Raw genomic sequence first — 24,556 nt, 5'->3', positions numbered from 1 at the left:
CCAACACCGGTAAGGCACATTGTAAGGTTTTATTTATAAGTAAAGCTTTACGGACGTGGCATGTTGTCAGCTCTCATCACGTCCTCCAGCCTCGCTATCGCGAGCCTGCTGATCGGCTTTGCATTGTTCGTTGCCTGGTGGCAGTTCGGACGGCGTATCCATGCCTTGATCTGGGCTTTCTCCTTCATGGCTGCGACTATCGGGCATGGCGCACGTATCATCGGCGGGCCACTGTCGGGCCACAATGATCTCCTCGCCATGCTGGCCTGCCATGCGTCGGTTGCCAGCTTTGCCTTTCTCGCCTGGGGTTTTGGCTTGCGCGCCGGTCGTGACAATCGTCTGACCTTCGCATTCTGGGGCGTCGCAACGCTGGCACTGCTCTTGTGTTATTTCATGATCGGCGGGGCCGAGGGGCGGATGCTCAACCGCATCATCACCGCTGGCGCGGATGCCGCCATGGTGGCGATCATCGTCGCGACCATCAAGGCCGCCAGTCGCCGTGCCCTGATGCTGCGCTTTCTGTTCGTGGGTTACGGGGCCTATATCTGCAGCGTCGCCGCTACCGCATGGCTGGCGCGTGATGGCGGCATGATCGGTGGGCCGGTGTTCTTTGCGGTTCTTTCCATCGGAACGCCGACCGGGATGATCGCCACTGGCCTTTTGACCCTGTTGATCGTTGCTGCCGATCTGGCGGAGGAATTGCGGCGTCAGGCGATTGCCGATCCGCTGACGGGGCTTTTGAACCGGCGCGGGCTGGAACAGCAGGTGGCGCCGATATTTGCCTCCAGCCGCGCGGTTCGCCGGCCTCTGGTCGTGGTACTGGCCGATATCGATCATTTCAAATCGATCAACGACCAGCTTGGCCATGCCGCCGGCGATGCCGTTATCCGTGCCTTTGCCGCGCATCTGCATTCGATCGGACGCAAGGGGGATCTGGTGGCGCGGATCGGCGGCGAGGAATTTGCGCTGGTTCTGCCAGGCCGGGAAGTCCACGAGGCGGTGGCATTGGTGGAAAGCTTGCGTGAGGGCGTGCCGGCGGCACTGCGCGGCATTGCTTCGGCCGATAGGATTACCGCCAGTTTCGGCATCGCGCTGGTGAGCGATGGCGAGACCTTCGAGGTTACGCTCGGGCGTGCCGATACGGCGCTTTATCGCTCCAAGAAGGGCGGCCGCAACGCCGTGACGCTGGAGCCGCCGCCGGAGCTGGCGCGCGCAGTCTAACCGGTCACGCCCGCAATGGACGGGCCGACCGGCACGATGCCGTTCGGATTGAGCGCCTTGATCGAATAATAACCCTGCTTGATATGGTCGATATTGACCGTTTCGCGCACGCCGGGCAGCGCCAGAACACGTAGCATATAGCTTTGCAGGGACGGATAGTCGGCGATGCGGCGCAGGTTGCATTTGAAGATGCCGTGATAGGCGGCATCAAAGCGGATCAGCGTTACGAACAGGCGCACATCGGCTGCCGTCACACGGTCGCCGAACAGGAATTTTCGGCCATCGGCAAAGCGTGTTTCCAACGTGTCGAGCATGGAAAAAACGTCGGCAAAAGCGTCTTCATAGGCGCCTTGCGTGGTGGCGAAACCGGCGCGGTAAACGCCGTTGTTCAGTTTTGGATAAAAGACCTCGGCCAGCGCCTCGACGTCTTGCGCAATATCGGCGGGGTAAAGATCGACCGCATTATCCGCCAGTGCGCCAAAACCGCTGTCGAGCATTTTCAAAATGTCGGCGGATTCGTTGTTGACGATGGTCCTGTTTTTCTTGTCCCACAGGACGGGCACGGTGGCGCGGCCGGTATAATGCGGATCGGCCATCGTGTAGACTTCGTGCATGTAGGTGGCGCCGTTGAGCGCATCCTCATTCGCGCCGGGATAGGTGCCGAACTGCCAGCCTTCGTCGGACAGTTTTGGCTCGACGACGGAAACGGAAATTACGTCTTCCAGCTTTTTCAGCTTGCGGCCGATCAGCGTGCGCGAGGCCCAGGGGCAGATCAGCGCGACATAGAGATGGTAACGGTCCTTTTCCGCCTTGAACCCGGCATCACCGGTCGGACCTGCGGAACCATCCGGCGTCACCCAGTGGCGGAAACCGGAAACCTGCCGCACGAAACCGCCCTTGGCGTCACTTGCCTGTACCGGGTGCCATTCGGCCGTCCATTTTCCATCCACGAGCATTTTAATCGTCCTGTTTTTATCTGCTGGTGACGGCAAGGTATAAGAGAAAACCCTGCCGTCATGATGTTTTAGCGCTTGCCGACAGGTGTGGGGCGCAGGGCGTAGGGGCCGTCACCGATCAGGGCGAGTGCCAGAAGGCCGACGATCCAGAGGCCCAAAAATTCCCAGCCGCCATTCGGATTGGTGAAGAAGAAACCGGCCGGACCATGCACCGTGAAAATGGCGCCGAGCAGGACCGGGATCATGGCGATGGCGGCCAGACGGGGCAGCACGCCGAGGATGAGAGCGACCGCGCCCACCAGTTCCCAGGCGATGGTGACATAGGCGAGCCAGCCCGGCAGGCCGAGCGACGAAAAGAAACCGGCGGTGCCGGCCGGGGTGAACACAAAAATCTTCAGGCCGGCATGAGCGAGAAACAGGATGCCAAGGCTGAGGCGGAGAATGAGGGCGGCGTAAGGAGCGGTGCGGGTGTCGGTCATATGGGGCAAAACCTTGGGGGTAGGAGCAATGATGTTGCCGGTTATGCACTCGTTCCGCTTGGCTGATTATCCGGTTAAGATGAGATTGATTGTTTCTGATCTGGAAGGAATTGGCAGTCCTTGCGAAGACAACCTATCATTTGTTCTTGATGGTCCTAACCCGGGCTTTTTTCACGCAGCAATTCGCGCATCCATGGCGAGACCTTCCAGCTGTCCGCGAGAGGTGTGTCTGTCGCCGCCCAATACCAGACCTGATGGGCGTGGATCCGGAAATCGGCCGATACATGTGCCAGGAACTCTACCCATCGCGGGTCCGCTGCCAGATCGCCTTCGTCCTCAAACGCCTGGATAATCATGTCGCCCAGCGTGAAGCGTATGTCGTCGTTTATCGAACGCTCTCGGAATACTGACAGATAGGCGTCAAGACGCCCGAAGTCGGCAACAGTGTAAGCCCAGTCCTGTTCGTAATCAAAGATGGGATGGTCAAATTTTTCCGACAGGAATTCAATTGAGGCGCGGGTCCAGTAGCGTTTAGGGAATGGCGATTTCATGCTTTCGTTCCGTTGCTTTTCGCCGGTATTGAGTGATGTCTGGATTGTTGATTTATCGACACAACGGGCTCAGGTCTTTCATCACGCAGACACGTGCCGACCAACGCATGTCATATGTCGGATCGTCACGAATTATCGGTGGATTCTTCAAGCCAGCTGTCATCTCCGCGTAGCACTCTATCGGTGGAGAAAAGTTGTACAAAATCGTTGGTCAGCATCAGTTCGCCGTGCTCAACGAGTTCACACATCGTGGCCCAGTAGGAGGTGGCAAGCGTCTCGGCGTTTAAGTATTTGCCGGCATAAGATAGAAAATACGTTCTGGCATCTTCCGCCTGATCGTCCTCTGGGCGTTTCAATGAGGCACGGAAGCGAAAAGTGTACGAAATGAACATGTTAAACAACGAGGCAAAATCATCCATGGTCTCAGCACAGATCTGAAGATCGGTGTCGCCTTCGAGTGACCGCGTGATGAAGAAAACTCTACCGCTTGCCTCCTCTATGCCAAACATGTCCTCGCCTTGATCGCCAAATATCTTCCATGATTCGCCTTGAAACCTGCATCTGATAATTTCATCATCGAAAATGACGAAGTTGAAATGTAAAAGGTCGAGATTGCAAAGAAATCGTAGCGGATCGCTGGCAAACTCCGTGAGAGAATACTGCCGAAGTGGTTCGGTGCGGAGATCCGAGAAGCCAAATCCCTCAATTTTTTCATTAGATATCATTGTCTTGCCTTGGTGAAGAAGAAGCCGGCCGGATCATGCAAGGTGATGATTCTTTCTACCACCCCTTGTCCCAATCCGGTCGCCCCCTGAATGCTGCGGTCAAAAAATCCACCAGCACCCGCACTTTTAGCGCCAGATGCCGCCCCGGCGGATACAGCGCGTAAATGCCAAAATCGTCGTAACCGCGTTCGGACAGGAGCAGCGTCAATCGTCCGTCGCGCAGGCATGGCCCGGCGATGAAACTCGGCAGGCGGGCGATGCCGAAACCGGCGAGCGTGGCGGCAAGGCAGGCTTCGGCATTGGAGAATTGCAGCCGACCCTTCATCATCACCGTATCCGTGCCGCCATCAGCGCGGGCAAACTGCCAGCGAAAAGGCTCGCGAAAATTGGTGTCGATGATGCAGTCATGGCCCTCCAGCTCTGCCGGCGTTTTTGGCGTGTCTCGGGCGGCAAGGTAAGCGGGGGAGGCGGCCACGACGACTCGACTGTCGCAGAGTTTTCGCGCGATCAGGCTGCTGTCGGCCGGTTTTCCTACACGGATCGCCGCGTCAAAACCTTCATCCACCAGATTAACGTTTCGATCAGAAAAATTAATATCCAGCTGTATGTCGCTGTATTGTTTGGCAAAGTCTATTAATATCGGCGCCAGTTGAGCGGTGCCGAAGGTGATCGGCGCGCTGATCCTCAAGCGTCCCGAAGGTGCACCGGAGGCATGCCGCGTCACGGTATCGAGCGCGTCATAATCATCCAGTAGCGGCTTGATGCCTTCCAGATAACCACGTCCGGCTTCGGTGAGCGACAGGGCACGGGTGGTGCGGGAAAGAAGCTGCACGCCAAGGTCCGCCTCCAGTCGCGAGACCAGTTTGGAAGCCTGTCCGGTACTGGTGCCGAGGCGCGAGGCGGCGGCGGCGAAACTGCCGTTTTCGGCTACTGCGACGAACATCCTGTCGCAATCGAGTCTGTCCATGTTGTGCCCGCTCCGCTGCATTTCCCGGTCACCTTAGTGCCGGGCTCCAGGCGCATTCAAGAGCTTGGCGGATGTTTCGATGGACCTGAGCAAACGAGATGAAGCATCGTGCGGGGCGGCAGTCACGTCATGCGCTTATTCGAGCTTTCTGGTGCTATCGGCCACTTCGCAATGCGTGGGCCAGAAATGCAAAAAGCCCTGCGTAAACAGGGCCTTGCAAGGTACGGATGGTGGGCGTGACAGGGATTGAACCTGTGACCCCTACGATGTCAACGTAGTGCTCTCCCGCTGAGCTACACGCCCTTCCGTGAGGCGGCATAAACCACATGGTCTTGCCGCCGTCAATCGGTTTTGTGTCGATTTTTTGAAGTTTTTTCAAACCCCTTATGACACAAGGTTTTTGCCTCAGGCAGCCGCCAGCATCTTGTTCACTTCGTCCACAAGGTCACGCAGGTGGAAGGGTTTGGACAGCACTTTTGCGTCCTTCGGAGCCTTCGAATCTGCGTTGAGCGCCACGGCGGCAAAGCCGGTGATGAACATCACCTTCAGGTCCGGGTCGAGTTCGGTTGCGCGGCGGGCAAGCTCGATCCCGTCCATTTCCGGCATGACGATGTCGGTCAGAAGCAGCGAGAAGGGTTCTTCGCGCAGGCGATCATAAGCGCTGGCGCCGTTGTCGAAGGATGAGACTTTATAGCCTGCCTTCTCAAGCGCCTTCACGAGGAAGCGGCGCATGTCATTATCGTCTTCGGCGAGAAGGATTTTTTGCATCGTCTTGGAAAACCGTCAGTGGGTCGTGTTTAAAACTCGGCTCTAAATCCTACATTAGGCATTTCGCGGTAAAGAACCGGTGAAGCCCTGCAGGACGCCATTGGTGGGTTACTACATAGTATGGACTTCGCTGCAGGCAACTGGCAACATGCCGTTACGAACAAGTTACCAATATGGTAAAGGCGGCTTCGGATAAGGCGGATGGACGCAGTGACGGGGGAGATCGGGTTATTCGAGGTGAGGGAGCCCGCGTCGCAGACCATTCCTTTCGTCTTCAATTCTCCCCATAGCGGCCGTCATTATCCTGCTCAGTTCCTGAGTGAGTCGCGTCTCGACGAGATGGGGATCAGGCGATCCGAAGATCATTACGTCGATGAGCTTTTCGCGCATGCGCCCAATCTCGGCGCACCGCTTCTGCTGGCGCATTTCCCGCGTGCCTATCTCGATGTGAACCGCGAGCCTTACGAGCTCGACCCGCGCATGTTTGACGGCGCGTTGCCGCCTTACGTCAATATCGGCTCCATGCGGGTGGCCGGCGGACTTGGTACGATTCCGCGTATCGTCGCGGAAAATATGGAGATTTATCGCCGCCGCCTTACCGTCGAGGAGGGGCTTTCGCGCATCGAGACAATCTACAAACCCTATCATGCCTGCCTGCGTCGGCTGATTGGCCGTACCCATGCGACATTCGGGATGTCGGTGCTGATCGACTGCCATTCCATGCCCGGCAACATCCGTCTGTCGGGTTCGGATATCCGCCCGGATTTCATCATCGGTGACCGTTACGGCACCAGTGCCGCCGCCGAACTGTCTCGGGCCGCGATGTATTTCCTGGAAGGGCTCGGTTTTACCGCCGTGCGCAACAAGCCCTATGCCGGTGGCTTCATCACCGAACATTACGGTCGCCCGGTGCGGGGGCTGCATGCGCTGCAGATCGAGATCAACCGCGCACTTTATATTGATGAGGTGACGCTCCGAAAGCGGCCGGATTTCGATGATCTGGCGCGTGCGCTCACCGAATTCATGGGATCGATGGCGGATTATGCTGCCGAATTCGGTCCTGATTCGGCTCTGGCCGCCGAATAATTCTTTCGAATTTCCGGGTTTTCGAACGCCTCCCGTCGAGGCGGCGGTTTTGTGCGGCCAAAAAAAACCGCGCTCGAGGCGCGGTCAAGTCTAGGGAGGAAACACCCAAGGAGGGTATTACAGCCCGAAGACTGCAAGGACGAAATTACGCCTGCATTGCACAATCGTCAAGCATAATATTACAATGCACAAATTATGTGCATTTGCCTATTGAGTCTGCCCCGATTGGCCTCGATAGAAAACTGTGGTCTATGAGCGGGCATACAAATTTCGGGGTGACCATGCTTCCAGATCGTTCGTTTTTCGACAGGCTGGCCGATGCGGCCAAGGCCGAAACGCTGCCGCGCTTTCGCACCGGCACTTCCGTCACCAACAAGCTGGCCGGCGGGTTCGACCCGGTGACGGAAGGGGATCGCGCAGCCGAAACCGCCATTCGTGCGCTGATTAGCCAACAGTTTCCGGAGCACGGCATTCTGGGTGAGGAACACGAGAATGTGGGGCTGGACCGCGAGCATGTCTGGGTGATCGATCCGATAGACGGCACGCGCGCCTTCATCTCCGGCCTGCCCACATGGGGCACGCTGATCGGCTTGCGCTCAAACGGTCGTGCTTCCATGGGCATGATGGACCAGCCATTTACCGGCGAGCGTTATTTCGCCGATGGCGAAAAATCGTGGTATCGCGGCCCTGATGGCGAACATCAGATTTTTACGCGCGATTGCGGAAAATTGTCGGATGCGATCCTGTTCACCACCTCGCCGCACATCTTTGAGGGTGCAGATCTCGTCGCCTATAAATCGGTCGAGGAAAAGGTGCGGCTGTTCCGTTACGGCACAGATTGTTACGCCTATACGCTGCTGGCCGGCGGGCATATCGATATCGTGGTCGAGAACAACCTGAAACCCTATGATGTCGGCGCGCTGATCCCGATCATCGAACAGGCGGGCGGTATCATCACCACCTGGGACGGCGGACGGCCGGAAGAGGGTGGCAATATCATCGCTGCCGGCAGCCGCGCCGTTTATGAAGAGGTGAGGGCGCTTCTCGCCCGCTGATCCGGTCTAGGCTGCTGCGTCGTCGGTAACGATTGCAGCGGCATCGCTGCCGGGCATGAAGGCTTCGATCGCCGCCAGCGCCTGGGCACGATAGACATCGTCCTCGCTGAACAGTTCATGGCGCCCACCGATGATGTTGACCAGCTGGCCGGCGCGGAAATTGCGGGCCAGTTCCTCCTGGGCCGCATAGGGCACGATGCCGTCGCGCATCGGCGCCAGTATCAGCGTCGGTATGGTGATGTGGGTGAGATGCGCCTGCGAGGCCATGCGGCGACCCGCCTTCAGCGTTTCCTTCAGCCAGCGCATGGTCGGCGGCCCGATTTCCAGTTCCGGAAATGTCTTGCCGATGGCGCCATTGCGGGCAAACCGTTTCGGGTCCGAGGTCAGCGGATTACCGGCAAATGGCCGGTTGTTCTGGTCGGGGCCGGCGGACAGCTGCCCAAGCCCGATATTGGTCAGCGATCCGGCAATCAGACGGATCAGGCCTTCCGACATTGCCTGGCCGGTCAGTCCCACGAAAGGCGCCGCCAGCGCCATTCGGTCGATGCGGTTGGTAAGCCTCGGAGCGGCGGCGAGCGCGATCAGTGCGCCTGTGGAATGCGCGACAAGGAAAAAGGGCAGGCGGGTATCGGGCAGCACGATCTGTTCGAGAAACAGGTCGAGATCGTGTTCATAGTCCGAAAAGCGGCGCAGATGACCCTTTTTCGGCTTTTTCAGCAGCCGATCGGAGCCGCCCTGACCGCGCAGGTCGTAGGTCGCCACCCATAGGCCCATGGCGTTGAAATCTTGGATCGTCTCGTAATATTTCTCGATGGATTCGCTGCGGCCATGCAGCAGAACGATCGTACCGCGCGCCGGCGAAATGTCCGAGCGGAACACCGCATAGCGCAGCTTTGCGCCGCGATGGCCGGTGAAAAAGCCGGCAAAATGGTTCGGCGGCACCGGATTGTCGGGCGTCGACCGCAGGATTTCGGGCGTGGTGGTTTCTGCTTCGCTCATGAGACAAGCGATAGGCGGAATGTTTTTCGGGTCAAGGGGAAAGTCGTTTCGGGCATCGGCCTTGACCGACGCCCGTTGGCAAAAAATCAGTCGTCACTGTCGATCGAGACCTGTTCGCCGGTTTCCGGGTTGAATTTGACCTCGATGCTGCGACCGTCCTTGTTGCGGCCGGATACTTCGTAGCAGCCGTCGTCGATATCGATGTCACGCACCTCGATGCCAAGGCCGGTGGCGCGGTCGCGCATCTGGGCTTCGCTCATCCACTTCTCAAGCTGGACATTGCCGCAGCGGCGGTCATCGCGATCATCGGCATGAGCGATGGAAAGCGGCGCAAACGCGGTCAGCGTGGTGGCGGCAATGGCGGCGGCGAGAACGAGCTTTTTCATGGGTGGTCTCCTTGGGCGTATGGCGGGCACCATTGCCCTGCCGATGAAGCCACACTAAGTCACGGCCACTGATCGATAACTGACGGCAGGTGTCAGCCAAATTTCAGTTTGGGAATGTTAGTTTCGCGTCCATGTTGAACCATGTCCTTATAAAAGCGTCGCTCGTCGCCGCGCTGCTGCTGACCGCGCCTGCGGCCGGTGTCGCGCGGGATCTGGACAAGCTGCGCGATGCGGTGAAACGCGGCGACGTGCTGCCGCTATCCGTGCTGCAGGAAAAGCTGCGCGCGCGTTATCCGGGCGACATCATCCGCGTTGAACTCGATGATGACGAGGATCGTTTTACCTATGAGTTCAAGGTGCTGCAGGCGAATGGCCGGCTTTACGAGATCGAGATGGATGCAAAGGATGGCGCCATTCTCGATGTTGACGATGATGACGACGACTGAGGCCCATGCGCATTCTGCTTGTTGAAGACGACCCGCTGATCGCCCGCGACATCACGCATCACCTGACGCGTGCCGGTTATCTCGTGGAACACGAAAATGACGGCGAAAGCGGCTGGTATCGCGGTGACAGCGAGGATTTTGCCGCCGTCGTGCTCGATCTTGGCCTTCCGAGCATGGACGGGCTTTCCGTGCTCAAACGCTGGCGCACCGCCGAGCGCGAATTGCCGGTGCTGATCCTGACCGCACGCGGCAATTGGGAGGAACGGGTCGAAGGTATCGATGCCGGCGCCGACGATTATCTCTCCAAACCCTTTCAGATGCCGGAGCTTCTGGCGCGTCTGCGGGCGATCATCCGTCGCTCGCAGGGCAAGGCCAGCCCGGTTCTTTCCGCCGGCCGCATGAAGATCGATCCGCGCAGCCGAACGGTTTCGCTTGATGGTCAGCCGGCCGACCTGACCCCGCTCGAATATCGCTGCCTGCATTATCTGATGGCCAATGCCGAACGGCATGTCTCGCAGCTGGAACTGACCGAGCAGCTTTACGCTCAGGATTTCGAGCGCGAGAGCAATTCGGTGGAAGTTCTGATCGGGCGTTTGCGCAAGAAATTCGGCAAGGACCTGATCACTACGCGTCGTGGTTACGGCTACCGCATCGGTGCTGCATGAAGCGGCCGCTTTCGATCCGCGTCCGCTTTCTTCTCGTTTCGCTGGTTGCCGTTCCCTCGGCGCTGGCGCTGGCAGCACTCTTCATGACCTCGATGTTTTCGGCCAGCCTGGAACGGCGGCTGGAAGAGGAGCTGAAGGGGCATATCAACACGATTGCAGGATCGATCAGGCTTGGTGCCGATGGCCGCATCGAACATCCCTTCAGCCTGACAGACCGGCGGTTTGTGCAGGCCTATGGCGGGCTTTACTGGCAGATCGGTGATGCGACGACGCCTGCCATGTTCCGCTCGGAATCACTGTGGGATACCAGTCTTTCCAGCCCCGAGGACCTGCCGGATGATGGTGCCGTGCATCGCTATGAAGCAGAGGGGCCGAACGACACGCGGTTGATCGTGCTGGAACGGCAAATCATGGTGAGCGCGCCTGCCGGGCTAAAGCCGGTGCAGATTTCGGTCGCGTCGGACACAAAGGCACTGGACGAGGCGAGCCGTGGTTTCGCGCTGGATATCCTGCCTTATCTCGCGGGGCTGGCGGCCTTTCTGATCGGCGCATCTCTTGTGCAGGTTTTTTATGGCCTGAAACCGCTGGCGGACCTGACCAAGGGGCTCGACCGCATTCGCGAGCGCCACAGCGGCAGATTGGAAGGCGCGCTGCCGGTGGAATTCGCGCCGGTCGAACAGGCGGTCAACCGACTGCTGGAATCGCAGGCGCAGTCGCTGGCCAAGGCGAGGGCACGGGCTGGCGATCTGGCGCATGGCTTGAAAACGCCGCTCACCGTGCTGTCCAATGATGCCCTGACCTTGCGCGAGCGCGGGCAAGACGAGATCGCCGACGAGATCGAGCAACTGGTGCGCCTGATGCGCGGCCATGTGGAGCACGAACTGGCGCGCAGCCGCATCGTCGCCAATGCCGACATGCGCCAAGCCGATGCGGATATGGAAAAGATCGTCGGACAGGTGGTGAAGACGCTGCAGCGCACGCCAAAGGGCGAGACGCTGGCCTGGACGGTCGAGATCGGTGCGCCACCGAATGTGCCGCTCGATGCGCATGATCTGCGCGAACTGATCGGTAATCTCACCGAGAACGCCGTCAAATGGGCGACGGGCGAAGTGTGCATCGGCTGGAAGCATGGCCGGGTGGTGGTGGCAGATGACGGGCCGGGCGTGGACCCTGAAAAGATCCGCAGCATGACCGAGCGCGGTGTGCGGCTGGATAGCCAGACGCCGGGAACCGGGTTCGGACTGTCGATCGTCAAGGAAATTTGCGAGGTTTATGGACTGACCCTGTCGATCGAAAACCGGCAGGGTAGCGGCTTGATGGTGTCGGTAGTGTTCGAGGTGGTCGGATAGGGATAGCGGAAGAGCCCGGTCCGCTGGTCCTCTCACAAGGGATAGGGCTATCGCGTGCGGGCGGCACAGACCCGTTTTCCCGCCGGACAGAAGGTGCCGGCAGGCGGATGAGGGGCAATGGCCTGACATTCAACGTCTTCGGCAGCCACTCATCCCCTCGCAGAAGAGGCAGACGCCCCGCCTCAATGCCTATGCTCTGCGCCACCATGATCATGCGGTGCTACCGGCGTCGCATCCGCCGCATCGGTCGGGTGCGGATGATCCGGGTCAGGGCTGTGGGTGGTGCGGTGGATCGCCGCCACGTCGCCCTCTTGGCCATAAAGCGCGATATGCAGGCCCCAATAGGACGAGGCGAAGATCACCAGTGCTGCGGCAATGCCGATCGGCACACCCGCCAGCAGCTTCTTGAATTGTGGAACGAAAAAGACGTAGCGCGTATGATCAGCGGCAATCGCCACGATGACGGCCATGATCAGGGCGTGGCCGATCAGATCGACGCGACCAAAGGGATAGACGGCGGCGTTGAAGATGACGAACAAGGCCACAGCCGAAAGTCGGCGCACCAGCGGTGTCCACAACAGGCCAAAACCCATGGTGAATTCCGATACGCCCGCCATCGGGATAAAAACGTCGCGCGGCATGCCGAAGGTCAGGAACGGCTTTTCCTCGACCAGCGGATAGAACCAGTCGGGATAAGCGAACTTTTCGAGGCTGGACCACATCAGCGCGATGGCGACACCCCAGCGCAGCGCCTGGAACCGGTGCTTTCTGAGTTCCTCGTTCGAAGAGGCCTCCATCACCAGATAGGCGGCCACGCCGACGCCGAGCGCCAGGTAGTCGAGCAGGTGAAAGATGTCATAGTCCCTGAGCGCCAGTAGCCACAGCAGAATGATACCGGCGGCGGCGAGCGGCTGGGTGCGGCGGAAGAAGATCAGCAGGGCGATCAGCAACTGACCCCATGAGACGATTTCCGAAGGCGTTTTCAGGTCAGGCGTCAGGTAAACGCCGCCGACGGCAAAGATAGCGATGAAAAAGGCGCCGACCACGCAACGCACGAAATCGTCGAGGCGGTTCCACAGCGGATCGGTCAGGCGGTCCATGCCGAGCAGAATGCGCTCACCGGCGCTGGATTTTTCGATGGCGCGGGTGGCCAGAAAGAAGACCAATACGAGGGCGATACCGAACCAGAACCAGGTATCTGTCAGCGTGGCGCTGATCGGTTGCGGCGGGGCGCCGACGATGTAGGGCGCAAACCATTTGACGTGAGCGGCTGCCGGTCCGGCAACAAAAAGGGGCAGGGCGAGAATGAGCCATCCGGCTCGGTGAGCGGAATGCATCGTTTTGTTCCTATCGATATTGCAGAGGCGGCCGGGGCGAAGGCATCCGGACAATCCGCTCGTGCAATTTTGACGATAGTTCATTTTCTGACGGGTTATTTGCTTTTTGGCAATCAGCGAAACGGTTCGCCTGCGACAAACTGGCGCTCTGACGGGATTTTTCCCTGCGGAACGTATTGGAGAACGCCGCATTCGAGTTTACTAAAATTCGCATATAAGTTGCATATGCGCAAATCCGGAAAAAAGGTCTTGAAGCCGGAAAATGCAATTCCCATCTTGGTTCTGCGGGCGCCGATAACGGGTCCGCAAACAGAGGTCGGGCATCGCCAGAATGGGGTGTCGGGCTTTAAAAACCGCAACACGTCGCTTCATGAGAGGACATCATGCGTCACGTCGATTTTTCCCCCCTTTACCGTTCCACCGTCGGTTTCGACCGCCTTTTCACCATGCTGGACAGCCTTGGCCAGCCTGATCAGGCGCAGACCTATCCGCCCTACAATATCGAGCGGACCGGTGAGAACACCTATCGCATCACCATGGCCGTTGCCGGTTTCGATGAAAAGGAACTGAGCATCGAGGCTCGTGCGCATGTGCTGCACGTCAAGGGTGAAAAGAGCGAGGAAGAAGCCGCTTCCCAAAGCGAGTTTCTCCATCGCGGTATCGCCAAGCGCGCCTTCGAGCGCCGTTTCCAGCTGGCCGATCATGTCGAAGTGCAGAGCGCGCAGTTGAAGAACGGCCTGCTTCACATCGATCTTCTGCGGTCCATTCCGGAAGCGATGAAACCGCGCCGCATCGCGATTGCCGCCGAGCCGGTTGATACGCCCAAAACCATCGAGGCGCAGATCAGCCAGCCACAGGTCAACTAAACTTTTAAGGCCAAAAATCCTCCCAGGACGACCTCCAAGTCAGATGGCCAACAAGACGCCCTCTTCCAGAGCTGGAAGGGGGCGTTTTTGTTATGAAAATTCAAGCCGCAGCCGTCGCCTTGTCTTCCACCTTCACCTTGCGTTGCGCGTATTTCTGGGCCAGCACGGCGCAGACCATCAGCTGGATCTGGTGGAACAGCATGATCGGCAGGACGATGGCGCCGATGGCCGAGGACTGGCCGGCGAAGATGGCGTTGGCCATCGGCACGCCCGATGCCAGCGATTTTTTCGAGCCGCAGAAGGTGATGGCGATCTCGTCTTCCTTGGAGAAGCCAAGCAGGCGGCTGCCATACATGGTGATGACGATGACGACCGCCAGCAGAACCATGTCGGTGACGATGACGGCGGCGATGTCGGTCAGCGAAAATGTGCGCCAGATGCCTTCTATGACGGCCGTGGAGAAGGCCAAATAAACCACCATCAGGATGCCACCTCGATCGACCGGGGCCAGCAGTTTTTTGCGTGCGCGGATCCAGTTACCGATGAAGGGCTGCAGAAGCTGGCCGACCACGAAGGGGGCGAGAAGTTGGAGCGCGATCTTTTCTATCGCATCGGCCGAAACGCCGCCGCCTTCACCTGCCGTGGACATGACGAGGCCGGCGAGGAGCGGTGTCAGGAACATGCCGAACAGGTTGGAGCCGGAGGCCGAGACGATCGCCGCCGGAACGTTGCCGTTCGCCATCGAGGTAAACGCGATCGAGGACTGTACGGTGGAGGGCAGCACGCAAAGGAAAAGGATGCCGGCGTAAAGCGGGGCGGGCAGAATGCTTTCCGGCAGGAAGCCGATTGCCAGACCGAGCAGCGGAAAAATCACGAATGTGGTCGCGAGAATGGTCAGGTGCAGGCGCCAGTGCAACAGGCCGCCGACCACGACCTCACGTGACAGGCGCGCGCCGTGCAGGAAAAACAGCAGGCCGATGGCGATATCGGTGGCGATACCGAACCAGTAGGCGGGTTCACCATAGATCGGCAGGAAGGAGGCGAGGATGACCGCGCAGACCAGCATGATCGTGAAACGGTCCGGCATAAAGCGGCTCATGGGCATTCCCTGACACTGATTTTTTCTTCGATTGAGACGCGTCTTCCCTTATCATGATGTGCGATGCAAGAATTAACAGTTATCATGAAGCAGGATAGGCGTGCTTAATCTCCACCATCTCGAAAGCTTTGTGATGTTGCAACAGGCCGGCAGCTTTACCCTTGCCGCCGAGCGTTTGGGCATCGGTCAATCAACCATCAGCCAGCATATACAGCGGCTTGAAAAGTCGCTGGGGCGGCAATTGGTGCAGCGTGATACTCACCAAGTACGGTTGACGGCGGATGGCGAGGCGCTGCTGGGTTATGCCCGTGGCATGCTCGATCTCAATGGCAAGGTGGCGTCGTTGTTCGGCGAAAGCCGTTTGCGCGGACGTTTGCGACTGGGTGTTTCGGAAGATGTCGTCGCCAACCGGCTGACCGCCATTCTGGAGGATTTCAGCCGGCTGCATCCGTGGGTGGATCTGGAGCTGACGGTGGCCTTGAGTGGCGTGCTGTTTCAGATGCAGGAGGTCGGCGAACTGGATCTGGTTCTGGCCAAACGGCATCTCGGCGAAACGCATGGGCGGCTGCTCTATCGCGAGCCGCTGGTCTGGCTGGCGCGCGATGCCGATGTGCTGTCGCGGGTCGATACGGTGCCGCTGATCGCCTTTCCGCCGCCGAGCATCACCCGCAAGGTGGCGCAGCAGGCGCTGGACCGGAACAATGTCGCGTGGCGCATCGTCTGTACCTGCGGAAGTCTTTCCGGGCTGACGGCTGCGGCACGCGCCGGCATGGGCGTGCTGGTGCAGCCGCGCAGCATGGCGCCTGATGGGTTACGCGAGATCGCATCGGGACGTCTGCCGGATCTTGAAGATATCGAATTTGTGCTGGTGCCGCGGCGAGGAGCCGATGCGGCGCTGGTGGAGGCGGTGTCGAGCCTGATCACGGCGCGGATTGTGCCGTGAGCGCGCGCGAGGAAGCCTCTCACTTGAGAAATCCGGCACTTAGCCACTAGCTAAGCGTTAGAAATCGCAAGTGAGAGGCATTTTCGCCCAGTCACCTATCGGACTTACGCCGAAGCGCAGATCGACAGAAACTGGTCCACGTCTTCTTCGGTCGTGGCAAAGCTCGTCACCATGCGGATCAGCACTTCGTCAGCGGAAACCTTTTCCGGCATGTCGCGCGGTTCCAGCCAGTCGTAGAATCTGGCGCCGTTTTCCTGTGCAGCCTTGGCGGAGGATTTCGGCAGGATGGCGAACACTTCATTGGCCTGGGTCGGCCAGGCGAGGCGGGCGCTGTTGAGCGAACCGAAACCGGCGCGCAGGCGGTTGGCCATCTCGTTGGCATGGCCGGCAAGGCCGAGCCACAGGTCGTCTTTCAGATAGGCATCGAACTGGGCGGCGATGAAGCGCGACTTGGAAAACAGTTGGGCGGTGCGCTTGCGCAGGAAGGCAAAATCCTTGGCGAGTTCGGGATCGAAAAAGACGATCGCCTCCGCACACCAGCAGCCGTTCTTGGTGCCGCCGAAGGAGAGCACGTCGACGCCACGTTTCCAGGTCATTTCTGCCGGTGTGCAACCAAGCGCCATCAGGGCGTTGGCAAAACGGGCGCCATCCATATGCAGCGGCAGGCCGTTATCTTTGGCGATTTTTGCAATCGCGTCGATTTCGTCCAGCGTATAGACGGTGCCGGCTTCGGTTGCCTGCGTGATCGAAATGGCGGCGGCGCGGCCGTGATGGATGGCATCCTGCGGATACCGGGCGATGCGGCTGACGAGGTTTTCCGGCAGCATCTTGCCGTCCGGGCCTTCGACCGCGACCATGCGCATGCCGGAAAAGAAGTCCGGCGCGCCGCATTCGTCTTCGATGATATGGGCTTCCGAATGACAGAAGGTCAGGCCGCCGGGGCGGGCGATGCTGGCCAGTGACAGCGAATTGGCGGCGGTGCCGGTGGCCACGAAAAACACTGCGACTTCGCGTTCGAAGATTTCGTTGAAGCGGACCTCGATCGACTTGTCGAGGTCGCTGGAACCATAAGCCGCGGCAAAGCGGGTGGATTCCTTGGAAAGACGTTCATTGATGGCAGGATGGGCGCCGGCCCAGTTATCGGAGGCAAAGAACATGGAGGTACCTGTCGCGTCATGTCGTGCTGCGGGAGAGGTTCCGACCTTAAGGAATTTAACGCTGCAATCAACGGAAAAGCCGGACTGTCCGGCCATGCGTATTCGCCTCGCAATCTAAGTGATGGTTTTCCGCCGGCGGCGTAATTTTATTGCGTCGCAAGGCGGGCCTGATGTCTTCTTGTGTCGTTTCGTCCAGTTTGAATCGTGTTTCAGCCTCTTGTCGTGTATTAACTTCTATGTCATAAAAGTAGAAATTAGGTCAGAATAACTGTCCTAATTTCCGGAAATCAGGTCGGCGATGGGCCGGTTTCCGTCATGACCTTCGCGCCGATCCGGGTTATGCTGCATCTTTCAAGAGGTGCGGCGCGTCCGGGCGGCGCACTTGCATGACAGCCGGACTGTCGCATGAATTTTGGATTGATGTGCGACACCCGCACCTTGTTCCGCGGAATGAACCGATACCACCTTGCCCGCAAAAGCGGCCAACTGGAGGACTGACGATGACGAAGACGATCCTGGATATGCACTGTCCCACCGACATAGCTTCGGCGAAAGTCGAAGAGCATGTGCCCTTCGTTGCGTCGGGCATTCCAGCGGCTCAGGGCCTTTATGACCCCCGCAACGAGCACGATGCCTGCGGCGTCGGCTTTATCGCCCATATGAAGGGCGTAAAGTCGCACCAGATCGTCAAGGACGGCCTGTTCATCCTCGAAAACCTGACGCATCGTGGCGCCGTTGGTGCCGATCCGCTGATGGGTGATGGTGCGGGCATTCTTGTGCAGATCCCGGATCGTTTCTTCCGCGAGGAAATGGCAAGCCAGGGCATCACCCTGCCCAAGGCCGGTGAATATGCCGTCGGCCATCTGTTCATGCCGCGCAAGCCGGAAGAAATCGAACATTACCGTCAGGTGGTGAAGGACGTCATCGCCGAGATGGGCCAGCAGTTCATCGGTTTCCGCGATGTGCCGGTCGATAATTCCTCGCTCTCCAAGGCGCCGGAAATTGCCGCGACCGAACCCTATCACGTTCAGGTCTTCATCGGGGCAGGGCGCGATGCCGCGACCAATCTCGAGTTCGAGCGCAAGCTCTTCCTGATCCGCAAGGTCATCTCGAACCGCATCTATGATGCATTCGGCGGCGTCGATCAGGGTTTTTATCCGGTCTCGCTGTCCTCCTCGACCATCGTCTACAAGGGCATGTTCCTCGCCTATCAGGTCGGCGCCTATTACAAGGACCTAGCCGATCCGCGCTTTGAGAGCGCCGTGGCGCTTGTCCACCAGCGTTTCTCCACCAATACCTTCCCCTCGTGGAAGCTGGCGCATCCATACCGCATGGTCGCCCATAATGGCGAAATCAACACGCTGCGCGGCAACGTGAACTGGATGGCGGCACGTCAGGCATCGGTTTCTTCGCCGCTGTTCGGCGACGATATCTCCAAGCTGTGGCCGATCTCCTACGAAGGCCAGTCGGACACGGCCTGTTTCGACAACGCGCTCGAATTCCTGCTGCGTGGCGGTTACTCCATGGCGCATGCCGTGATGATGCTGATCCCGGAAGCATGGGCCGGCAACCAGTCCATGTCGAAGGAGCGCAAGGCGTTTTACGAATACCACGCCGCGCTGATGGAGCCGTGGGATGGACCGGCTGCCGTCTGCTTCACCGATGGCAAGCAGATCGGCGCGACGCTCGACCGTAACGGCCTGCGTCCGGCCCGTTATCTCGTCACCGACGACGACCGCATCATTCTCGCTTCCGAAGCCGGCACGCTGCCGGTGCCGGAGGAAAGCATCGTCAAGAAGTGGCGTCTGCAGCCGGGCAAGATGCTGCTGATCGACATGGAAAAGGGTCAGATTATCTCCGACGAGGAGTTGAAGACCGAGCTTGCCACCAAGCACCCCTATTCGAAGTGGCTCGACAACACCCAGCTCATCCTTGAAGAACTGAAGCCGGTTGAACCGCGCGCACTGCGCCGCGACGTGTCGCTGCTCGACCGCCAGCAGGCCTTTGGTTACACCCGCGAAGACACAAAGATCCTGATGTCGCCGATGGCGACCACCGGTCAGGAAGCCGTGGGTTCGATGGGCACCGACACGCCGATCTCGGCCATGTCTGAGAAATCGAAGCTGCTTTATACATACTTCAAGCAGAATTTTGCGCAGGTTACCAACCCGCCGATCGACCCGATCCGCGAAGAGCTGGTGATGAGCCTCGTATCGTTCATCGGCCCGCGCCCCAACATTCTCGACCATGAGGGTGCGGCCAACGCCAAGCGTCTGGAAGTGCGCCAGCCGATCCTGACCAATGGCGATCTCGAAAAGATCCGCTCCATCGGCCACACGGAAGACCGTTTCGACACCAAGACGCTCGACTTTACCTACGCCATCGAGCGTGGCGCCGAAGGCATGCCGGAAATGCTCGATCGTCTCTGCGAACGTGCGGAAGCGGCGGTCAAGGGCGGTTACAACATCATCGTTCTCTCCGACCGCCAGATCGGCCCGGACCGCATGGCCATCCCGGCGCTGCTGGCGACCGCTGCCGTACACCATCACCTGATCCGCAAGGGTCTGCGCACCTCGGTTGGTCTCGTTGTGGAATCGGGCGAGCCGCGCGAAATCCATCACTTCTGCTGTCTCGCCGGTTATGGCGCCGAAGCCATCAATCCGTATCTGGCCTTCGACACGCTGACCGACATGCATATGCGCGGCGAATTCCCCAAGGAAGTCGATGCGCAGGAAGTGGTCTATCGTTACATCAAGGCCGTGGGTAAGGGCATCCTCAAGGTCATGTCCAAGATGGGCATTTCCACCTACCAGTCCTATTGCGGCGCGCAGATCTTTGACGCCGTCGGCCTGTCGCCGGCATTGGTCGAGCAGTATTTCTTCGGCACCGCTTCCTCGATCGGCGGCATCGGCCTCGATGAAATCGCCCGCGAAACCACCGAGCGCCACGAATCCGCTTTCGGCAAGGACCCGGTTCTTGCCTCGACGCTGGAGATCGGCGGCGAATATGCCTACCGCATGCGTGGCGAAAGCCATGCCTGGACGCCGGACGTTGTTGCGACGTTGCAGCACGCCGTGCGTGGCAACAGCCAGGACCGTTACCGCGAGTTTGCCGGGCTGGTGAACGACAGCGCCGTGCGGATGAACACCATTCGTGGCCTGTTCAAGATCAAGTCGGCGGAAGAGCTTGGCCGCAAGCCGGTTTCCATCGATGAGGTCGAAGCGGCCGTCGATATCGTCAAGCGGTTCTCCACCGGCGCCATGTCCTTCGGGTCTATTTCCCGCGAAGCACACACTACGCTTGCGATTGCCATGAACAAGATCGGCGGCAAGTCGAACACCGGTGAAGGTGGCGAGGAGAGCGATCGTTACCTGCCGCGCCGCGACGGTTCGATGAACCCGGAACGTTCGGCCATCAAGCAGATCGCGTCGGGCCGTTTTGGTGTGACCACCGAATATCTGGTCAATGCCGACATGCTGCAGATCAAGGTCGCGCAAGGTGCAAAGCCCGGCGAAGGCGGCCAGCTGCCCGGCCACAAGGTCGATGCGACGGTTGCCAAGACACGTCACTCGACGCCGGGTGTCGGCCTGATTTCGCCGCCGCCGCACCATGATATCTATTCGATCGAAGATCTGGCGCAGCTGATCTACGACCTGAAGAACGTCAACCCGACCTCCGACATCTCCGTCAAGCTGGTGTCAGAAGTGGGCGTCGGCACGGTTGCCGCCGGTGTCGCCAAGGCGCGCGCCGACCATATCACCGTCTCCGGTTTCGATGGCGGTACGGGCGCATCGCCGCTCACCTCGCTGAAACATGCCGGTAGCCCATGGGAAATCGGCCTTGCCGAAACCCAGCAGACGCTGGTTCTGAACGGTCTGCGTTCGCGCATCGCCCTGCAGGTGGATGGTGGTCTGAAGACCGGCCGTGACGTCATCATCGGTGCGCTTCTTGGTGCCGACGAATTCGGCTTTGCGACGGCTCCGGTCATTGCCGCTGGCTGCATCATGATGCGCAAGTGCCATCTGAACACCTGCCCTGTCGGCGTTGCTACGCAGGATCCGGTACTGCGCAAGCGCTTCAAGGGCACGCCGGAACACGTCATCAACTACTTCTTCTTCGTCGCCGAAGAAGTGCGCGAAATCCTGGCATCGCTCGGTTTCACAAGGCTTGACGAAATCATCGGTTCCTCGGACTTCCTTGCCAAGGACGAGATGCTCGACCACTGGAAGTCCAAGGGTCTGGATTTCTCAAAGATTTTCCACAAGGTCGAAGCACCCAAGGAAGCCACCTACTGGACCGAGCGCCAAAAGCACCCGATCGACGATATTCTCGATCGCAAGCTGATCGAGAAGGCCATGCCGGCGCTGGAAAGCAAGGAGCCGGTGGTTTTCGAAGCTTCGATCAAGAACGTCGACCGTTCGGCCGGCGCCATGCTTTCGGGCGAGCTTGCCAAGCGCTGGAACGAAAAGGGTCTCAAGGACGACACGATCCGCGTGACTCTGACTGGTACCGCTGGCCAGTCGTTTGGCGCGTTCCTTGCCCGCGGTATCACCTTCGATCTCGTCGGCGACGGCAACGACTATGTCGGCAAGGGTTTGTCTGGTGGCCGTATCATCGTGCGCCCGCCGGAAAACTCCAAGCTGGTCGCGGAAAACTCGATCATCGTCGGCAATACCGTGCTTTACGGCGCGACCTCGGGTGAATGCTATTTCCGCGGCGTCGCCGGTGAACGTTTCTCCGTCCGCAACTCAGGCGCTATCGCCGTCGTTGAGGGCGTGGGTGACCACGGCTGCGAATACATGACCGGCGGCATCGTCGTCGTTCTCGGCGAAACCGGCCGTAACTTTGCCGCCGGCATGTCGGGTGGCGTCGCTTACGTGCTGGATGAGGTCGGTGACTTCGCCAAGCGCTGCAACATGGCGATGGTCGAGCTGGAACCGGTTCCGGAAGAAGACGACATGCTGGAAAAGCTGCACCACCGCGGCGGCGACATCCAGCACAAGGGCCGTGTCGACGTGTCGGAAGACATGACCCGCCACGACGAGGAGCGCCTGTACCAGCTGATCTCCAACCACATGCACTACACCGGCTCCACCCGCGCCAAGGAAATCCTGGATCGCTGGGGCGAGTACCGTCCAAAGTTCCGCAAGGTCATGCCGGTGGAATACCGCCGCGCGCTTGAGGAAATGGAACGCATGCGGATGGGCGTGGCTGCGGAATAGTTCGACAAGTTTCGCCGTTGTGATATGCTGATGGCATATACCAATAATGGAGCGGAACATGAATGAGCATGTGAAGGAAACTCCGGAAGGTGGCGAAATAGCCGTCGCCATCTTCAAGAACGGTCGAAGCCGGGCAGTGCGCATACCGAAAGAGTTCGAGATCGAAGGCGATCGCGCCGTCATGGTGAAGCAGCCGGATGGATCGATCCTGATGCGAACCGCAGTGACTGCCGGTCTGATCGACTATCTCAGGCAAGCAGAAGCCTGGAGTGGAGAGGATTTCGTCGCAGACGACGATGATCTGGCGCCGCTTCGGGAAGTCGAGTTTTGATGCGGTTCATGCTCGACACCAACATCGTCTCGGCGATTGTGAGAGACCCGCGCGGCAAAGTTTTCGAGCGGTTGCTCGAGGTAAGAGAAGAGAACGCGTTCATCAGCATCATCACCCATGGTGAGATCTGGTACGGCGTGAAGAAAAATGGCTCGGAGGAGCTGTCCAAAAAGGTGTCCGCGGTCACGCGGCGGCTTTTTGTAGCTCCGCTTCAACTACCGAGTGACCAACGTTATGCCGATGCCCGGCTGGCGTTGAGACAGGGAAAGAACATAGGTCCCAACGATCTCTGGATCGCGGCGCATGCTCTGGCTCTGGATGCGGTCCTCGTGACCGACAATGAAAGTGAGTTTTCCCGCGTGCCGGGATTAAAGATCGAAAACTGGCTGCGATAGCGCGGTGACGGAATAGGGATTGAGACATGGGCAAGGTTACGGGTTTCATGGAAATCGACCGGCAGGTTGGCAAGTACCAGCCGGCGTCGGACCGTATTCGCCATTTCCGCGAGTTCACCATTCCCATGTCGGATGCGGAAGTCACCAAACAGGCGGCACGCTGCATGGATTGTGGCATTCCGTTCTGCCACGGCCCGACCGGCTGTCCCGTGCACAACCAGATCCCCGACTGGAATGATCTGGTCTATAACAACAAGTGGGAAGAGGCGATCCGCAACCTCCATTCCACCAACAATTTTCCGGAATTCACCGGCCGCGTCTGCCCCGCCCCCTGCGAGGAAGCGTGTACGTTGAACCTCGAGGACTCGCCTGTTGCGATCAAAACCGTCGAACAGGCGATCGCCGACAAAGCCTATGAGCTTGGTTACATCGTGCCGCAGCCGGCAACAGTGAAGTCCGGCAGACGGGTCGCTGTCATCGGTTCCGGTCCTGCCGGTATGGCCGCTGCCCAGCAGCTGGCCCGCGCCGGTCACGAAGTGCATGTCTTTGAGCGCGAGACCAAGGCCGGTGGCCTGCTGCGTTACGGCATTCCCGACTTCAAGATGGAAAAGAACTTCATCGACCGCCGCGTCGAGCAGATGACTGGCGAAGGCGTCACCTTCCATTACGGCGTCAATGTCGGCGTCGACAAGCCGACCGAAGAGCTGATGGCCGAACATGACGCCGTCATCTACTGTGGCGGTTCGGAAACTCCGCGTCCGGCCGGCATTCCCGGTGTCGAACTGCACGGCGTCTACGATGCCATGCCGTACCTCGTGCAGCAGAACCGCCGCGTTGGCCGCGAGAACATCGACTCGACGGGCTGGCCGGCAGAACCGATCCTCGCCGGCGCCAAGCATGTCGTCGTTGTCGGCGGTGGCGATACTGCATCGGACTGCGTCGGCACGGCTTTCCGTCAGGGCGCCGTCAAGGTAACCCAGCTCGACATCCGCCCGATGCCACCGGAAAAGGAAGACAAGCTTGCCGTCTGGCCGTTCTGGGCCACCAAGATGCGCACCTCGTCGTCGCAGGCCGAAGGCGCCAACCGCGAATTCCAGGTCGCGACGCTCGAATTCGTCGGCGAAGACGGCATGCTGACCGGCGTGCGTTGCTGCCAGGTGGATGAACGCCGCAAGCCGATCGCCGGCACGGATTTCATCATCAAGGCCGACCTCGCCTTCATCGCCATCGGCTTTTCCGGCCCGATGACGACGGGCGTGCTGTCGGAACTGGAAGGCAAGCTGACACTCAACACAGACCGTCGCGGCTCGACCAACGTCGTTGCCAATGAACGCGACTACAAGACCTCGATCGACAAGCTCTATGTGGCCGGCGACGTGCGTCGTGGCCAGTCGCTGGTCGTCTGGGCGATCCGCGAAGGCCGTCAGGTGGCGCGTGCAGTGGACGAGGCACTGATGGGCGCGTCGGTTCTGCCGCGTTAACACAGCCGTTTCGGTATCCGATATTGGCCCTGCCGCTTCTCGCGGCAGGGCTTTTTGTTAGAGCGGCTCATT

General features: G+C 59.4%; 23 protein-coding genes and 1 tRNA gene. 12 read left to right on the top strand and 12 right to left on the bottom strand.

From position 1 onward, the window contains the following. Positions 1–60: 60 nt before the first annotated feature. Entirely contained in the window at positions 61–1,221 is a 1,161-nt protein-coding gene (locus GAO09_RS22145; RefSeq protein WP_153357701.1) for a GGDEF domain-containing protein, read from the top strand. Here the strand turns inward: GAO09_RS22145 and GAO09_RS22140 are convergent. The 7 genes from GAO09_RS22140 to cpdR1 form a co-directional block, all read right to left on the bottom strand. Then, entirely contained in the window at positions 1,218–2,177 is a 960-nt protein-coding gene (locus GAO09_RS22140) for a glutathione S-transferase family protein (RefSeq protein WP_153357698.1), read from the bottom strand. The two genes, GAO09_RS22145 and GAO09_RS22140, sit on opposite strands and share 4 nt — an antisense overlap. Before the next feature lie 68 nt (positions 2,178–2,245). Continuing rightward, entirely contained in the window at positions 2,246–2,656 is a 411-nt protein-coding gene (locus GAO09_RS22135; protein ID WP_153357696.1) for a DoxX family protein, read from the bottom strand. A gap of 155 nt (positions 2,657–2,811) precedes the next feature. Next, the gene (locus GAO09_RS22130) at positions 2,812–3,207 is read right to left on the bottom strand and encodes a hypothetical protein (protein ID WP_153357694.1); all 396 of its coding nucleotides are present in this window, start codon (positions 3,205–3,207) and stop codon (positions 2,812–2,814) included. Between the two features lie 125 nt (positions 3,208–3,332). Then, complete coding sequence (locus GAO09_RS22125; protein ID WP_153357691.1) at positions 3,333–3,932, bottom strand: hypothetical protein; 600 nt, start codon at positions 3,930–3,932, stop codon at positions 3,333–3,335. Positions 3,933–3,987: 55 nt separating this feature from the next. After that, positions 3,988–4,899, bottom strand: coding sequence for a LysR family transcriptional regulator (locus GAO09_RS22120; RefSeq protein WP_153357689.1), 912 nt, complete (start codon positions 4,897–4,899; stop codon positions 3,988–3,990). Between the two features lie 228 nt (positions 4,900–5,127). Continuing rightward, a tRNA-Val gene (locus GAO09_RS22115) sits at positions 5,128–5,202 on the bottom strand. A gap of 102 nt (positions 5,203–5,304) precedes the next feature. Continuing rightward, a complete protein-coding gene (gene cpdR1, locus GAO09_RS22110; protein ID WP_153357686.1) occupies positions 5,305–5,667 on the bottom strand; it encodes a response regulator CpdR1 in 363 nt (120 codons plus the stop codon). Positions 5,668–5,868: 201 nt separating this feature from the next. Here cpdR1 and GAO09_RS22105 point away from each other — a divergent pair, with 201 nt between their 5' ends. Together GAO09_RS22105 and hisN are read left to right on the top strand one after the other, a co-directional pair. Continuing rightward, positions 5,869–6,753, top strand: a complete 885-nt coding sequence (locus tag GAO09_RS22105) for an N-formylglutamate amidohydrolase (protein ID WP_153357684.1) — start codon at positions 5,869–5,871, stop codon at positions 6,751–6,753. Positions 6,754–7,034: 281 nt separating this feature from the next. Next, entirely contained in the window at positions 7,035–7,808 is a 774-nt protein-coding gene (gene hisN / locus GAO09_RS22100) for a histidinol-phosphatase (protein WP_153358325.1), read from the top strand. Between the two features lie 6 nt (positions 7,809–7,814). Here the strand turns inward: hisN and GAO09_RS22095 are convergent, their stop codons facing one another. After that, positions 7,815–8,807, bottom strand: coding sequence for an alpha/beta fold hydrolase (locus tag GAO09_RS22095; protein ID WP_153357681.1), 993 nt, complete (start codon positions 8,805–8,807; stop codon positions 7,815–7,817). Positions 8,808–8,893: 86 nt separating this feature from the next. Further along, the gene (locus GAO09_RS22090; RefSeq protein ID WP_209018795.1) at positions 8,894–9,193 is read right to left on the bottom strand and encodes a PepSY domain-containing protein; all 300 of its coding nucleotides are present in this window, start codon (positions 9,191–9,193) and stop codon (positions 8,894–8,896) included. A gap of 131 nt (positions 9,194–9,324) precedes the next feature. Here GAO09_RS22090 and GAO09_RS22085 point away from each other — a divergent pair, with 131 nt between their 5' ends. The 3 genes from GAO09_RS22085 to GAO09_RS22075 are packed head-to-tail and all read left to right on the top strand — an operon-like array spanning position 9,325 to position 11,653. Beyond that, entirely contained in the window at positions 9,325–9,639 is a 315-nt protein-coding gene (locus GAO09_RS22085) for a PepSY domain-containing protein (protein WP_153357676.1), read from the top strand. A gap of 5 nt (positions 9,640–9,644) precedes the next feature. Then, positions 9,645–10,304, top strand: coding sequence for a response regulator transcription factor (locus GAO09_RS22080; RefSeq protein WP_153357673.1), 660 nt, complete (start codon positions 9,645–9,647; stop codon positions 10,302–10,304). Then, positions 10,301–11,653 carry a sensor histidine kinase gene (locus GAO09_RS22075; RefSeq protein WP_153357670.1) on the top strand — a complete coding sequence of 451 codons (1,353 nt, stop codon included), beginning with the start codon at positions 10,301–10,303 and terminating at the stop codon, positions 11,651–11,653. The genes GAO09_RS22080 and GAO09_RS22075 overlap by 4 nt, the downstream gene beginning before the upstream one ends. Positions 11,654–11,835: 182 nt before the next feature. On the opposite strand, the gene GAO09_RS22070 is transcribed toward GAO09_RS22075, so the two are convergent. Further along, on the bottom strand, positions 11,836–12,990 hold the full coding sequence (locus GAO09_RS22070; RefSeq protein WP_235938391.1) for a hypothetical protein: 1,155 nt from the start codon (positions 12,988–12,990) through the stop codon (positions 11,836–11,838). 383 nt (positions 12,991–13,373) lie between these two features. Here GAO09_RS22070 and GAO09_RS22065 point away from each other — a divergent pair, with 383 nt between their 5' ends. After that, positions 13,374–13,856 carry an Hsp20 family protein gene (locus GAO09_RS22065; RefSeq protein ID WP_153357667.1) on the top strand — a complete coding sequence of 161 codons (483 nt, stop codon included), beginning with the start codon at positions 13,374–13,376 and terminating at the stop codon, positions 13,854–13,856. 100 nt (positions 13,857–13,956) lie between these two features. Here GAO09_RS22065 and GAO09_RS22060 read toward each other — a convergent pair whose 3' ends face one another. Then, positions 13,957–14,955, bottom strand: coding sequence for a bile acid:sodium symporter family protein (locus GAO09_RS22060; protein ID WP_153357664.1), 999 nt, complete (start codon positions 14,953–14,955; stop codon positions 13,957–13,959). Positions 14,956–15,055: 100 nt separating this feature from the next. On the opposite strand from GAO09_RS22060, the gene GAO09_RS22055 reads away from it, so the two are divergent. Then, positions 15,056–15,898 (top strand): LysR family transcriptional regulator, encoded by an 843-nt coding sequence (locus GAO09_RS22055; protein ID WP_324185070.1) that lies wholly within the window; start codon positions 15,056–15,058, stop codon positions 15,896–15,898. Between the two features lie 104 nt (positions 15,899–16,002). Here GAO09_RS22055 and GAO09_RS22050 read toward each other — a convergent pair whose 3' ends face one another. Continuing rightward, complete coding sequence (locus GAO09_RS22050; protein WP_153358321.1) at positions 16,003–17,055, bottom strand: threonine aldolase family protein; 1,053 nt, start codon at positions 17,053–17,055, stop codon at positions 16,003–16,005. A gap of 500 nt (positions 17,056–17,555) precedes the next feature. Between GAO09_RS22050 and gltB the strand changes: the two genes are divergently transcribed. The 4 genes from gltB to GAO09_RS22030 are packed head-to-tail and all read left to right on the top strand — an operon-like array spanning position 17,556 to position 24,484. Then, positions 17,556–22,277 carry a glutamate synthase large subunit gene (gene gltB, locus GAO09_RS22045; RefSeq protein WP_410768307.1) on the top strand — a complete coding sequence of 1,574 codons (4,722 nt, stop codon included), beginning with the start codon at positions 17,556–17,558 and terminating at the stop codon, positions 22,275–22,277. A 58-nt stretch (positions 22,278–22,335) separates the two neighbouring features. Next, positions 22,336–22,608, top strand: a complete 273-nt coding sequence (locus GAO09_RS22040) for an antitoxin (RefSeq protein ID WP_209018794.1) — start codon at positions 22,336–22,338, stop codon at positions 22,606–22,608. 8 nt (positions 22,609–22,616) lie between these two features. Continuing rightward, the gene (locus GAO09_RS22035) at positions 22,617–23,003 is read left to right on the top strand and encodes a type II toxin-antitoxin system VapC family toxin (protein WP_235938389.1); all 387 of its coding nucleotides are present in this window, start codon (positions 22,617–22,619) and stop codon (positions 23,001–23,003) included. A 26-nt stretch (positions 23,004–23,029) separates the two neighbouring features. Continuing rightward, positions 23,030–24,484, top strand: a complete 1,455-nt coding sequence (locus GAO09_RS22030) for a glutamate synthase subunit beta (RefSeq protein ID WP_153357655.1) — start codon at positions 23,030–23,032, stop codon at positions 24,482–24,484. Positions 24,485–24,556: the final 72 nt, after the last annotated feature.

Origin of the sequence: Endobacterium cereale, from assembly GCF_009617585.1 — a bacterium.
Lineage (GTDB): Bacteria > Pseudomonadota > Alphaproteobacteria > Rhizobiales > Rhizobiaceae > Neorhizobium > Neorhizobium cereale.
Note: the sequence above shows the minus strand (reverse complement) of the source record. Positions and strands in the feature narration are given on the sequence as shown.